At 51.6% G+C, this 12,839-nt stretch carries 12 protein-coding genes; 5 read left to right on the forward strand and 7 right to left on the reverse strand.

What is annotated here, in order from left to right:
* Positions 1–132 precede the first annotated feature (132 nt).
* The 4 genes from UNDKW_RS27060 to UNDKW_RS27075 all read right to left on the reverse strand — a co-directional run bounded on the left by UNDKW_RS27060 (position 133) and on the right by UNDKW_RS27075 (position 2,953).
* On the reverse strand, positions 133–951 hold the full coding sequence (locus UNDKW_RS27060) for an anti-sigma factor (protein ID WP_162061299.1): 819 nt from the start codon (positions 949–951) through the stop codon (positions 133–135).
* Positions 952–964: 13 nt separating this feature from the next.
* On the reverse strand, positions 965–1,480 hold the full coding sequence (locus UNDKW_RS27065) for a sigma-70 family RNA polymerase sigma factor (protein WP_162061300.1): 516 nt from the start codon (positions 1,478–1,480) through the stop codon (positions 965–967).
* Between the two features lie 43 nt (positions 1,481–1,523).
* Positions 1,524–1,898: a hypothetical protein gene (locus UNDKW_RS27070; RefSeq protein WP_162061301.1), complete on the reverse strand. Its 375-nt coding sequence runs from the start codon at positions 1,896–1,898 to the stop codon at positions 1,524–1,526.
* 215 nt (positions 1,899–2,113) lie between these two features.
* Entirely contained in the window at positions 2,114–2,953 is an 840-nt protein-coding gene (locus UNDKW_RS27075) for a hypothetical protein (RefSeq protein WP_162061302.1), read from the reverse strand.
* Between the two features lie 308 nt (positions 2,954–3,261).
* On the opposite strand from UNDKW_RS27075, the gene UNDKW_RS27080 reads away from it, so the two are divergent.
* The 5 genes from UNDKW_RS27080 to UNDKW_RS27100 all read left to right on the forward strand — a co-directional run bounded on the left by UNDKW_RS27080 (position 3,262) and on the right by UNDKW_RS27100 (position 8,396).
* A complete protein-coding gene (locus UNDKW_RS27080; RefSeq protein ID WP_162061303.1) occupies positions 3,262–5,118 on the forward strand; it encodes a glycoside hydrolase family 13 protein in 1,857 nt (618 codons plus the stop codon).
* Positions 5,119–5,325: 207 nt separating this feature from the next.
* The gene (locus tag UNDKW_RS27085; protein ID WP_232063138.1) at positions 5,326–6,468 is read left to right on the forward strand and encodes an aspartate-semialdehyde dehydrogenase; all 1,143 of its coding nucleotides are present in this window, start codon (positions 5,326–5,328) and stop codon (positions 6,466–6,468) included.
* Between the two features lie 57 nt (positions 6,469–6,525).
* Positions 6,526–7,419 (forward strand): DMT family transporter, encoded by an 894-nt coding sequence (locus UNDKW_RS27090; protein ID WP_232063139.1) that lies wholly within the window; start codon positions 6,526–6,528, stop codon positions 7,417–7,419.
* Between the two features lie 143 nt (positions 7,420–7,562).
* Complete coding sequence (locus tag UNDKW_RS27095) at positions 7,563–7,784, forward strand: hypothetical protein (protein WP_162061304.1); 222 nt, start codon at positions 7,563–7,565, stop codon at positions 7,782–7,784.
* A gap of 21 nt (positions 7,785–7,805) precedes the next feature.
* Complete coding sequence (locus UNDKW_RS27100) at positions 7,806–8,396, forward strand: hypothetical protein (RefSeq protein ID WP_162061305.1); 591 nt, start codon at positions 7,806–7,808, stop codon at positions 8,394–8,396.
* 242 nt (positions 8,397–8,638) lie between these two features.
* Here the strand turns inward: UNDKW_RS27100 and UNDKW_RS27105 are convergent, their stop codons facing one another.
* The 3 genes from UNDKW_RS27105 to UNDKW_RS27115 form a co-directional block, all read right to left on the reverse strand.
* A complete protein-coding gene (locus UNDKW_RS27105) occupies positions 8,639–11,041 on the reverse strand; it encodes a TonB-dependent siderophore receptor (RefSeq protein WP_162061306.1) in 2,403 nt (800 codons plus the stop codon).
* 164 nt (positions 11,042–11,205) lie between these two features.
* A complete protein-coding gene (locus UNDKW_RS27110) occupies positions 11,206–12,012 on the reverse strand; it encodes a helical backbone metal receptor (RefSeq protein ID WP_370529060.1) in 807 nt (268 codons plus the stop codon).
* Positions 12,009–12,791 (reverse strand): SDR family oxidoreductase, encoded by a 783-nt coding sequence (locus tag UNDKW_RS27115; RefSeq protein WP_162061307.1) that lies wholly within the window; start codon positions 12,789–12,791, stop codon positions 12,009–12,011. The genes UNDKW_RS27110 and UNDKW_RS27115 overlap by 4 nt, the downstream gene beginning before the upstream one ends.
* Positions 12,792–12,839: the final 48 nt, after the last annotated feature.

Genomic DNA, 12,839 nt, shown 5'->3' on the forward strand with positions numbered 1-12,839 from the left:
GGCTTGCTAAATTTTACCAAGCACCGTCATTAAAGACCGCTTTGGCATAGAAGGAGGAAAGAATAGATATTTTCGGCAAGCCTGTCACCTGAATTTACTTAGCGTGACAAATCTCTTGCCAGCAAAACTGGCTCATGAAGGTTTTTCGAGTTGCTCATACACGGCATTGGAAATACGTGCGAGCTCTGCTTTGCTGATACTGCCCGACAAGGCATAGCCAAACTTGCCATCGACCCAGTAAAACACATTGACCTTGCCATCTTGCAGGAATTTGAAACCGGTATCCTTGTTTTGCACCTGGTCATTGCTGACGTACAGGGTCAGACGCTGGCCGGTCGCATCCTGGTACATGAATTGCGCCACTGGGCCAGTGCCGCCCGGTAAAAGACGGCCACCAACCAGCTCATAAGATAGTTTGCCGAGCTTGGGTGCACGCATGGGGCTGCCCATCCGTTTGGACAGCCAGGCAACCAGTTGTTCTTCCTGCTCTGCCCCCACTTCTACCGGGCGGCGCACGTCAGGACTATATACGAGATGCGCCACCGCAGCCTGATGGGCAAAGCCTGCCGCGCCATGAACACCATTTTTTTGCAGCTCAGCCTGTGCCAGCACTGTGTTGGCGTCACTGCGTGCATGCAACCACCAGCCACTGCTGGCACTGACAAAGGCAATGGCGACACCGGCAGCCAGATGACGCCAGCCCCAGACAGCTTGATTGGCCGCGGCAGTAGCTGGTCTCAGTATTGAACTGAGCCGGGCGGGTACAGGTTCATCAACAATAGGATCAAACAAGGCATGCAGATCAGCATTCTGTTTGCGCCAGGCAGCCACTTTTTCCTGCTCAGCCGGGTTCGCCTGCAGATAGCTTTCTACCTCTGCCGAGCGGGCGTCAGATAACTGGCCATCGACATAGGCATGCAAGTCTGCTTCGCTGACGGGCTCGTGTTTCATGTTCTGGCCTTGTTCACTTGACGACTTTCAAGACTGTACTGGTGGAGCGCATTTCCATAATGGCACGCAGTTTTTCACGGCCACGCGACAAGCGCGACATCACGGTTCCCAGCGGGATATTCAAAGTAAGGGCAATATCTTCGTAACGCATTTCTTCCAGCACGACCAGTAATAATACTTCGCGCTGCTCCAGTGGCAATTGCAGCAATGCTGCCTGCAGGTCGCGCAATTCCAGGCCATGACTCTGGCTGGCGGCCAGGGCGGGCAAGGATGCGTCTTCATCATCGAGCTCTACCGTAGTCAGCGAAGGCTTGCGCAACTGATCCAGCCGCAGATTGTGCATGATGCTGAATAACCAGGCGCGCATATCGCCATCCGGCAGGAACGAGCCCAGCTTCAGCCAGCCGCGTTCCATGGTGTCTTGCACCAGGTCATCCGCGCCCGCCCTGTCACCCACCAGCGCACGCGCATAGCGGCGCAGGCGGGGGATGCAGGCCAGTAACTGGCTGTAGCTATCTGACTGACTCATTTGTCAGACATTAAGTGGCTTGAAATTTATCGCACGACACGCTTTATTCCTTGACCAGATGCCAGACATTTTTAAAATTGTCGCCAGTACGCTCACCGGCTTTTTTATCGGCTGCATACAGGTACAAAGGCTTGCCGTCATACGCCAGTTGGGCGCTGCCGTCATCGCGGGTGACAACAGAATATTTGCCGGATGGCAGCTTGGCAGGCACGGCAACTGGTGGCCAGTTTGTTGCACATGGCCCATTGCAAGTGCTTTTGCCGCTACCGGCGACATCCTTGTCAAAGCTATATAAAGTCATGCCAGTATCACTGACGAGTATGCCATCTGCAACCTTGGGTGCGGACTGGGCTTGGGCAAAACCGGCGATGAATGTGGCACTGGTCAGCAGGGCAAGGCAAATTTGTCTGGTTTTCATCAAAAGGCTCCTGAAAATGTAAATGAAGTATAGGTGGCTAAACGAATGTCAGCAGCATTTGACGCGCAAACTGCTTACACAGGGATATACGTAAGCTGAGCAGTCTTTATTCCAGCGGTTTGAAAATTATTTTTTCAGGTAGTTTTGTGCAAGCACAAAGCAAAAACCCGTCAGGGTAGCTGACGGGTTCCGGTGATTTTAGAACTTCAGTAAAACTAGGCTGGTGCCCTGGTCGGGTCAGCCAGCATAGCCTGATAAAAAGGATCGGTTTGTGCTGCCAGATTAACCGCACCGGTAGTAGTAACAAATGCTGCATAAGGTGAAGCTGCCAGTGTCTGGTTACGCATTTTCATGTTTTTCTGGTTCCAGTCATTATTCTCTTTGCTTAATTTTTCATAAGCGACTTCATAGTTTTTTAACTGATCACCCCATTCAGCCGAACCTTGCGCTGCTGTCGGGCGCTTGATGGAGTTCACGGAATCTGGCCTTGGGTCAGTGTTGAAGACCAGGTCTGCCGCCAGCAGATTGGGGCCACCGCCGGGATTGGATGGCGAGACAAAAGCCGATGGATTGGCCGGGTCATACACCCTGTAAGCGGCATGGGTAGGATTTACTGCGGCAATGTTCGTGGTGGGTGCGGCTGGCGGCGTGGCAGCGGGTTTACTTGCGGCAGCCGTGGTTTTGCTGCTGGCAGTTGCATCGCTGACACTGGCTACTGCGGTTGAACTCGCTGACGCGCCAGTGACTGCTGCCACAGTGCTTGCCGCCGTAGGAGGCACAGCAGGCGGCGGCGCCTGCAATTGCTCGCGCAAGGCTGTCAGTGTCGCCTGTATTTGCGCTGCCAGGTCGGTGGCCTTGGTATCTGCACCAAGGTCAGCGGCTTTCTCCTTGATAGTACTCACCAGTTCAGCTTTGGTTTCTGGCTTGACTGCTGCCTGCAATGCAGCCTTGAACTTGTCGGCACTCTGTTCTGCGTCAGCCAGTCTGGATTTGAGCTTGCTTTGCAAAGCCTGCACATCGCCAAAAATCGAATTTAAGTTTGAAATATCCTGCATACATCCTCCCGGGATTGGGGCTGCGCTTTATATGCGCTAACGCCCTTGCTTTTGCTGAGACCACTCAGCCTGATTTGATAAGCTAGAAAATATCAAACAAAGTGACTGGATGAAGCTCAAAAAAGAGGCAATTTCTCGTTCCAGTTCCGGCTTTGAGGCCAGCATGCTTGCGACGGCCAAAAAGAGAAATGTAATCAAAATACATTTTCATCGTGAATAAAATCCCTTAATTAACCGGAATAACTTAGAATAAGTATAAAAATGTAGTTTAAATACATAAATATCAAACTTATTCATCAGGAGACGGGATGAAAACCCATGCCCTTGCAGGTCTGCTCATTAGTTTGTTTACCCTGTCAGCAGGACTGGTACAGGCCCAGCCAGCCATGGAGCATGTGGAGCCCGCCTTCTGGTGGGTAGGGATGAAGAGTGACAAGCTGCAAATCATGCTGCATGGCAAACAAATTGCCACCTATACAGCACGCATCAATTATCCTGGCGTGCAAATCAAGGGCGTGCACAAGCTCAGCAACCCCAATTATCTGTTTCTGGATTTACAGATTGCGTCAGCCGCCCGCGCAGGCAAATTCGAGATACGCATGCAACAGGGCACTCAGCAATTTTCCATTCCTTATGAACTCAGAGCACGTGAGCCAGGATCGGCACAAAGGCTGGGATTTGGCCCGGCAGATGCAATCTTGAATCTTATGCCAGACCGCTTTGCCAATGGCGACACCAGCAATGACAGCCTGCCCGGCTTTGCCGACAAGCTGGACCGCAATGATGCAAGTGCTGGCCGCCATGGTGGCGACCTCAAGGGTATACGCGATCATCTGGCTTATATCGCCGATATGGGTTACACCATGCTCTGGCCTACACCAGTCGTAGAGAATAATCAGCAAGCTTATTCTTACCATGGCTATGCCGCCACCGATTATTACAAAGTCGATGCCCGCCTGGGCAGCAATGAAGAATATCTCCGGCTGGTAGCCGAAGCAAAAAAGAAAGGCATAGGCGTAATCCAGGATATCGTGCTGAATCACATAGGAGACGGCCACTGGTGGATGAAGGATTTGCCCGGCAAAGACTGGCTCAGCTACAACAGTGAATTTGTACCGACCTACCATGCGCGTACTACGGTCAGTGACCCGTATGCGTCTGCCATCGACAAAAAGAATTTCACCCAGGGCTGGTTTGAAGTGCACATGCCGGACATGAACCAGCATAACCCGCTGGTGGCGAATTACCAGATACAAAATACCATCTGGTGGATAGAGTATGCCGGGCTGGCAGGCATACGGGCAGATACCTATGGCTATTCTGATCCGGCCTTTTTAACAGAGTGGTCGCGCCGTGTCATGCAGGAATACCCCCACCTGACACTGGTAGGTGAGGAATGGTCAGACAACCCCAACCTGGTGGCGCACTGGCTGCGCGGGCACAAGAATGCGAATGGCTATGTCTCGCATATGCCCAGCATGATGGATTATCCCTTGCACGATACGCTGCGCAAAGCTTTGGTCGCGCCAGAGAACCTGCATTCCGGCTTTGCCACTTTGTATGAAGCCCTGATCAATGACCAGCTCTACCCACAACCATCAGCGATGGTGCTGTTTGAGGGCAATCATGATGTCAGCCGCCTGTACAGCGCACTTGATGAAGACCTGGATTTATTCAAGATGGCGATCACCTATATCGCCACCATGCCGCGCACGCCACAGTTTTATTATGGCACCGAGATTTTAATGACCAGCACCAAACACAGGGATGACGGTGCATTCCGAAAAGACTTTCCCGGTGGCTGGACAGGTGATGCAGTAAATGCGTTCACCGGTGCAGGTCTGAATGCCAGACAACTGGAAGCACAAGCCTTTATCAAAAAGCTGCTGAACTGGCGCAAGACCCAGCGAACTATCCACCAAGGCAAGCTCATGCACTTTGCGCCGCAAGATGGCATCTATGTGTACTTCCGCTATGACCAGAAGCACAAAATCATGGTGGTGATGAACAAGAATACGGCTGAGACAGAATTGGCGACAACACGCTTTGCAGAAATTTTGCCTGCAAACGCCAAGGCCAAAGATGTGATCACTGGACAGGAATTTGAACAGACGCAACAACTCAAAGTGCCTGCGCGTGGCGTCCTGCTGCTGGAAATTATGTAGGCTTGAACCGGCAAAACCGACGGCTTGATCGTCTTTATCAAGTCTGTTACCATCAATTTATGAAAAGCCATTTTGCATCCACGCTGAGCATTAAGACCACCATTATCGCAATGGTGGGTTAGCGCTTTTTCATTTTTTCGCAACCCGCCTACGAGGCGGGTGCATCTAGCTTGATACCTGTCTCCTGGCCACTTTAAGGAGATTTACATGGCATCAAATTCTCATCATCAAGACCGTCAAGATCATCAGGCTTCAGTTGTCAGTCCACCGCGACCGGCACGCTCTGCCTTGTCGCTCGAACATTACCCCCATGGCATGCATGTAGGTGTCGTCGGCGCAACTGGCCTGGTCGGTGAATTCATGCTCAAGCTGCTGGAAGAACGCAACTTCCCTGTCAGCTCATTGCGCCTGTTTGCGTCTGCGCGTTCTGCCGGAAAATCACTGAACTGGAAAGGCAGCCAGATCGTCGTTGAAGATGCAGCAACGGCTGATTATGCTGGCCTCGATGTCGTGTTTTTCTCGGCGGGTGGAGACACTTCATTGCGCCTGGCACCGGTAGTCGCGGCTGCGGGTGCGCTGGTCATTGATAATTCCTCGGCATGGCGCATGGACCCTGCCGTGCCGCTGGTGGTGGCAGAAGTCAATCCGCATGATCTGGCAAATATCCCCAAGGGCATCATCGCAAACCCCAACTGCACTACCATGGCAGCCATGCCTGTGCTGAAACCCCTGCATGACAAAGCTGTGCTACGGCGTCTGGTCGTCAGCACTTATCAGGCTGTGTCGGGTGGTGGTGTTGCAGGCGTCGAAGAGCTGGCAAGTCAGATGCAAAAAGCAGGTGATGATTGCACCAGGCTGGTCAATGATGGTGAAGGTATAGACTTCCCCGCGCCGAAGAAATGGCAGGTGCCGATTGCCTACAATGTCGTACCTTACAACTATCAAGTTGTTGAAGATGGTTATACCGAAGAAGAGATCAAGCTGCGTAATGAAAGCCGCAAGATACTTGGTATCCCGGAATTGAGCGTCTCCTGCACCTGTGTGCGTGTGCCAGTCTTTACAGGACATTCACTGTCCATCAATGCAGAATTCGAAAAAAGCATCTCAGCAGATGCAGCGCTTGAGTTACTGAGCTGTGCTGCCGGTGTGGTCGTTACGGAAGTGCCCAATCCCTTGATGGCGACTGGCCGCGATCCTGTATTCGTTGGCCGGGTGCGCCCTGACCCTACGGTAGCACATGGCCTGGCGCTATTCGTCAGTGGCGACAATCTGCGCAAGGGTGCCGCCCTGAATGCAATACAGATAGCCGAAGTGATCTATGAACAAGGTTTGCGCAGCATGCACAAGTGAAAACCAGGGGCTTGATTTTGGTGTAGGCTAACAGGCTTTTGCATTGCCTGGATTATCGTGAACAAAGCCCCTGTCTCTACCTATCTGAAACTTGTCTGTGTCGCCCTGTTCTGGGGTGGCACTTTCATTGCCGGACGCCTGGTCGCCAAAGAGATACCGCACATGATTGCGGCCTTTATCCGTTTTGCTGTTGCCTGCGTTTTATTGTTATTGCTGGCCTGGCGTCTCGAAGGTGGCTTGCCCAAACTCAGCAAGCAGCAAATGCATGCGACCTTTGCACTCGGTGCGACCGGCATTTTCCTGTATAACCTGTGCTTTTTTGCAGCGCTGGAAAACATGCCCGCCGGGCGCACTGCCCTCTTTGTGGCATTGAACCCCATCGTCACTGCGCTGGCACTGGCGCTGCTATTTGGAGAGAGGCTGAGCAAAATACGCTGGCTGGGCATCATGGTCGCCTTTGCCGGTGCGGCAGTGGTGATTACCCGTGGTGACTTGATGAGTGCCATGCATGATTTATCGCAATCGCTGGGCAAGGGTGAGCTGTTCATGCTGACAGCGATTTGCGGCTGGGCGGCCTACACCATCATAGGGCGTCACACCCTGAAGGGACTGTCACCGATTGCAGCCACTACTTATGCGTCGCTATGGGGTCTGCTCTTGCTGGGCCTGGGTGCAGTACTGGAATTACCGCGCTTTGAACCCGCCCGCCTGAGCTGGCAAGTACTGGCTTCGCTGGTATATCTGGGGGCGTTTGGCACAGTCATCGGTTTTGTCTGGTACTACGAAGGCGTGAAAAGCATAGGCCCGGCACGCACGGCGGTGTTCAACAACCTGGTGCCGGTCTTCGGTATCAGTCTCGGCGCGATGATACTCGGTGAACCGATCTTGCCATCAATGATAGTCGGTGGCTTGCTGGTTATTGCTGGAGTAACGCTGACCAACAGGACTTGAGTAAAGACCGAGTAAAAACCTGAATAAGCAGAACTGAATATCATTTCATTTTTTGACATCGCAACCCTACTGACAAACTGTTCACTACCATAGATAACATCGTTGTAGATATAGATGCTTTCAGCAAAGGCTTTACTACTGACTTGACATTTGGTCTGACTGGCACCATGGTTACTGGTGACTACATCATGAATGCAAGTTATGTCAGCCCCGGCAAAGATGAAATCAAACATAGCTACAAGCATGCGATTCATACTATGGTAAGTAATGCTGACGGTCCCAAGGGATTGCAGCCTGTACCCAAGGTTGAAGCAATACGCGGGGTTACAGAGGGGTTGCTGCTAAATCTTCGGAATGACATGTAAAAAAAATGGGGAACTGAATAAATGAAAACAACATGTGCCACGGTAACAAACAAGGGACAAACAATGCTTGCTTCGCTTGCCATATTGTCACTTTCTTTGATGCTGACTGCATGTACGGCAATAGCGCCGGCTTACCAGGCCACCGTAGATAATGTCAAGATACTGCAGACCATGCCAGACAATGCCTGGGCAGAGCCTGGTCACTTTAGCGTCGTGGACGAAAGCATGAATCAACTTCGGATACGCGGCAATCCATATAATTCACCGTTCAATAATTCATATGCGGAATATATCAAAGAAGCTTTGCGTGCAGAACTACAAAGTGCCGGCAGGTTGGGAAACAAGACCAATGCTGTTATCAGTGGGCAAGTATTAAAGAATGATCTTGATGGTTCATTCGGAATTGGAAAAGCCAGTGTCATTGTACGCTTCACCGTTACAAAGAGCGGCAAACCCATTTATGAAAAAGTAGCCATTGGCGAGACCAAATGGGACTCTTCATTGATGGCTGCATTGGCTATCCCGGACGCACAACGCAATCATGCTGAAGCAGTGAAGCAAATGTTAGGCAAATTATTTGCAGACCCCAACTTCCAAAAGGCAATTCAATGAAATTGAGGGTCTGAAAAAGTCTGACGGATGCATGTAAAAATTCTTGCCTGAAGCTAGGCTGGACGCTATCACCAACGTCCAGCCTTTTTTATTGGCTTGCGCATTGCTTGAAATATGCTCAGGCAGTCAGGTTCGGAATTTGCCTGAGCAGTTAGTCCTGATATCTCATTTCCTCATAAGAAACGGCCTGACATGCAGGCCGTTTTTTTATTCAGAAGATACTAAGCTTCCCTATCACTGGATTAAAACTTTTTCCAGAGTTTCAGGAAGTAAGAAGCACCGCCCAGGCCAAACTGTACGCTGTCATAGTAAAAACCGTTATCGGTTTCGTTAGGGTCCTGACGAGTCGGTTTGACGTTGAATACATTATTGCCGCCTATGGTCAGCTTGGTGGTGTCATTGAAGGCATAAGTCAAAGCCACGTCAGCCGAGGTTTTTGGCTCGTAATAGGCATTTGGTACGCCAGCGGCTGTGCCTGAGAAAGTACCCAGGGTTTGTGAACCGTAATGGATGACCTTGAACTCGCCTGCCCATGGCCCCTGCTCATAATTGAAGGCCAGAGTGGCTTTCATTCTTGGACCACCTTGCTCTATGAACAGACGCTCACGTTCAGACAGCAAGACATCTTCATAGCCTTTCAGGGATGCCGGAGCCTGTACCTTGGTGACTTCAGTCTTGCTGTAGTTCAAACCCAGATAAGTCGATAATTTGCCTGCCCCCAGATTGGTTTTATGGGACGCCGTCAAATCCAGACCCTGGGTCTTGGTATTGATGGAATTCACAAAAAACTGTGCCTGACCTACACCTAGCGCTTGCAGCGTAGTACCCAGAGCTGGGTAATTGTCAGCATCAAAACGACCGGACAAGACGATGCGGTCAGCGATGTCAATGCGGTACAAGTCGGCTGTCATGGCAAATGCACTATTCGGTTTGAAAGTCAGGCCGAATGTGTAGTTTTTCGAAGTTTCATCTTTCAGTTTGGGGATGCCTGCAGCATTCGCGACTGTGCCGCCATTTGGTGCCAGCACGACGTCCATGGGCTTGCCGCTGATGAAGTCGGTAAAGGTGGAAGAGAAATACACTTGTTGCAGCGATGGTGCGCGGAAGCCTGTACTGATAGAACCGCGCATCAGGACATCATCAGACACCTTGTAACTGCCTGCCAGTTTGCCAGTCAGGGTAGAACCAAAGTCGCTATAACGCTCGCCACGGACCGCTGTCTGCAGCTTGAAGAGTTTGGTGATATCGGTTTCTACATCGACATACGCAGCGACACTGTTCCTGTTTTTGTCAGTACGGTCACCAGGCTGGAAGCCGGGGAAGCCCTGGCTACCGGCATTGCCGCCAAAACCCAGACCATCAACATCATTGTAAGAACCTGGCTCACCGGCAGTGATTTTGTAGTTTTCACGACGGTATTCTGCACCGAAGGCGACGTTGACGCCATTCATGAAGCCATCAAAGAAGCGGCTGAAGTCCAGATTGGTGGTCGCTTGCGAAAAAGAAAAACCACCGGCATTAAAGCTGCTGGGGCTGATACCCTTGCCACCGGCCAGCAAGTCCTTGTTGGCAATCGAGGCATTGATGGTATTGCTGATGTTGTACTTGAGTTCATTGAAACCATAAGTTTGCGACAGGTCAGCACGCCATTCGCCGATTTCCCATTTATAACCTACGGTGCCATAGATATCATTGATATCGCCATTGATGTAGGGTACAAAACCATTCGGATACATGGCAGCAGAATTGCGCGAAGGGATGTCATCAGAACCTATGCCACCGCGTGCCCAGGCAGCAGAAGATGCCTTGCGTTGTTGTGTACCCAGGGTGAAATACAGTTTGTCATTGCCGCCGTTGGGTACTTCACCGTTAAGGTAAACGGTAGGGCCAGTGACCTTGGTGTCGCCAATGGTACGCGGGTTACCTGGGTCAGCGCGATTCGAGCGGCCACGGTCGGTATATTCCACCGTGATGCCCAGTACGCCTTTTTCACCGAGGGCAATACCGCAATACGCGGATGGCAGATAATTTTTACCGTCGCCGACAGAATATTGGCTATAACCAAAACTGGCTTCACAACCCAGGTTTTTCTTGAGGGTGATGTCCATGACACCGGCAATCGCGTCTGAGCCATACTGGGCGGCTGCACCATCGCGCAAGACTTGCACATTGCTGATCGCCATGACGGGTATCGCATTCAAATCCGTACCGGTATTACCACGGTTGCGGGCACCGAACAGGTTCACCAGCGATACCGTGTGGCGACGCTTGCCGTTCACCAGTACCAGAGTCTGGTCTGAACCCAGGCCACGCAAGGCAGCAGAATCCACCAGATCGGCACCATCGGCACCGGTCTGACGGGTGGAATTGAAGGAAGGCGAAATATTGGCCAAGGTCTGTGCCAGGTCAAACTGCCCACCCTGCTCTGCTGCTTTGGATACCGAAATAAAATCGACAGGCAGCGGCGTATTGGTGGCGCTGGTATTGGCACGGCGCGAACCAACGATGGTCATGGTTTGTATGGCTGGGTCTGTGGCTTTTTCTGTTGCGGGGGCAGTTTGCGCACTCACCATGGCGGGAGTGAAAACAGTTGCTGCACTTGCACCATACAGGGCAAGTAAAATCGCTTTGCGCATCTTATTCATAACAAACTTCTCCAAGAATATATAGAAAACCTTAACTGGTATGCCCAGAAGTATGGTTGTCGACATATTAGAGTGTCAATTATTGTGCTATGCAGTGTGGCATTTTTGTGTAAATTGTATAGACGTATTTCGAATTTGGGACAGATACGCAGAATTGCATAACCTTATTGCGCAGACAATTGCTTCAGGTATTGCAAACCTGCAATTGCCCTGCTGCCATACCATGACAGCATTTCACCATCGACCAGTTGTACTGGCAGGCCCAGTTGCTTCTCCAGCGCATCGACATGGCTTTCAGTAAAGCGGTAGGGTTCGGTAGACAGCAAAACCCTGTCGATGGAATGTTGCATTGCACTAGCCCACTGAAAACCCGGGTAACGCAAGATGCTGTTTGGTGGCGACCAGGTTTGCCAGCCTATCAGCGCCAGCATGGCGGCGATGTAGGTGTCGCGGCTGACGGTCATCCACGGGTCTTGCCAGATGCAGTAGACGACTTGCTGAGAACTGGTCGGTGCAGGGTCCAGAGCAACATAGGCAGCTTCAAACTGGTTACACAACTCCTGCGCTCTTTCCTGCGCACCAAATATCCCGCCCAGCAATTGGTATAAGGCCAGATTATCGCGTGGCACCAGTGGGTGAGTGACGATGACATGGGGAATGAATTTTGCCAGCGCTTCTACTGTTGGCTTTTCATTTTCATCAATATTGACGATGAGGTGGGTAGGCGCCAGCTTGCGGATTTTTTCTATATTCACATCCTTGGTGCCACCTATCTTGGGAATAGTTTGCACTACAGACTTGGGATGTATGCAAAAACCGGTGCGACCAACCAGATAAGGCGACAGCCCCAGCTCACAAACCAGTTCAGTGATGGAAGGCACCAGGCTGACGATGCGCGGCTCAGCCGCAGCCCCAGCATTGACTACGTATGGCTGATACACCGTACCTAGCGCATCAATCAGCATGCTCATGTCTGGTCTGCGGCACGCGGTTTGCGGCGCGCCCTGGCGAAAACTGCGTCGTACAGCCAGTTAGGCAAGATACGCATTATCTTGGCGACCACACCCATTTGCCAGGGGATCACGCGGTAAGTATTGCCAGCATCAATGGTCCTTAAGGCAGAGGTGCAAAAGGCCTTGACCGGCATCAGGAAAGGCATGGGGTAAGGGTTACCCTTGGTCATGGGCGTATCAATATAGCCCGGTGCAATTGTCACGACGCGTATGCCGCTATCACGTAATTCTACCCGCAGCGATTCGCAATAACTGATGACTGCCGCCTTGGATGCGCAATACGCACCCGCTCCCGGCAAGCCTCGTATGCCGGCCACGCTGCCTATGCCGACCAGACGGCAATCAACATTGTGCGCGTAAGTTTTCATGGCATTGATGAAAGGTGAAAAAGTCGCCACTGTTGCTATCAGATTGGTTTGCAAGACGCTGTCAAACACCTTGATGTCGCCTGCATATTCACTGAGCGTGCCAACTGAAATACCGGCATTGGCGATGACGATATTGACTTGCCCAACGGCTTGCATGAAATCATTGGCAGCCTTTGCCAGGGCCTCATGATCGGTGACATCCACGGCATAGATATGATGCTGGCCGGGATTAGGCAGGCTCTGCCGCAGTTCTTCCAGCACTTCCTGGCGGCGTGCCAGCAAGCCTAGGGTAACGCCTTGCTCGGCATACGCTCTGGCAAGCGCGGCACCTATGCCAGAAGATGCACCAGTGATGAAGACTGTTTTCATGATATCCAATGAAAAAGTCCGCCGGGATGGCGGACTATCTATAACTCT

The organism is Undibacterium sp. KW1 (assembly GCF_009937955.1).
GTDB lineage: Bacteria > Pseudomonadota > Gammaproteobacteria > Burkholderiales > Burkholderiaceae_D > Undibacterium.

Excerpts from the sequence above, each read along its gene's own strand:
- UNDKW_RS27060 (WP_162061299.1), bottom strand. The coding sequence starts at position 951 with ATGAAACACGAGCCCGTCAGCGAAGCAGACTTGCATGCCTATGTCGAT.
- UNDKW_RS27065 (WP_162061300.1), bottom strand. The coding sequence starts at position 1,480 with ATGAGTCAGTCAGATAGCTACAGCCAGTTACTGGCCTGCATCCCCCGC.
- UNDKW_RS27070 (WP_162061301.1), bottom strand. The coding sequence starts at position 1,898 with ATGAAAACCAGACAAATTTGCCTTGCCCTGCTGACCAGTGCCACATTC.
- UNDKW_RS27075 (WP_162061302.1), bottom strand. The coding sequence starts at position 2,953 with ATGCAGGATATTTCAAACTTAAATTCGATTTTTGGCGATGTGCAGGCT.
- UNDKW_RS27080 (WP_162061303.1), top strand. The coding sequence starts at position 3,262 with ATGAAAACCCATGCCCTTGCAGGTCTGCTCATTAGTTTGTTTACCCTG.
- UNDKW_RS27085 (WP_232063138.1), top strand. The coding sequence starts at position 5,326 with ATGGCATCAAATTCTCATCATCAAGACCGTCAAGATCATCAGGCTTCA.
- UNDKW_RS27100 (WP_162061305.1), top strand. The coding sequence starts at position 7,806 with ATGAAAACAACATGTGCCACGGTAACAAACAAGGGACAAACAATGCTT.
- UNDKW_RS27105 (WP_162061306.1), bottom strand. The coding sequence starts at position 11,041 with ATGAATAAGATGCGCAAAGCGATTTTACTTGCCCTGTATGGTGCAAGT.
- UNDKW_RS27110 (WP_370529060.1), bottom strand. The coding sequence starts at position 12,012 with ATGAGCATGCTGATTGATGCGCTAGGTACGGTGTATCAGCCATACGTA.
- UNDKW_RS27115 (WP_162061307.1), bottom strand. The coding sequence starts at position 12,791 with ATGAAAACAGTCTTCATCACTGGTGCATCTTCTGGCATAGGTGCCGCG.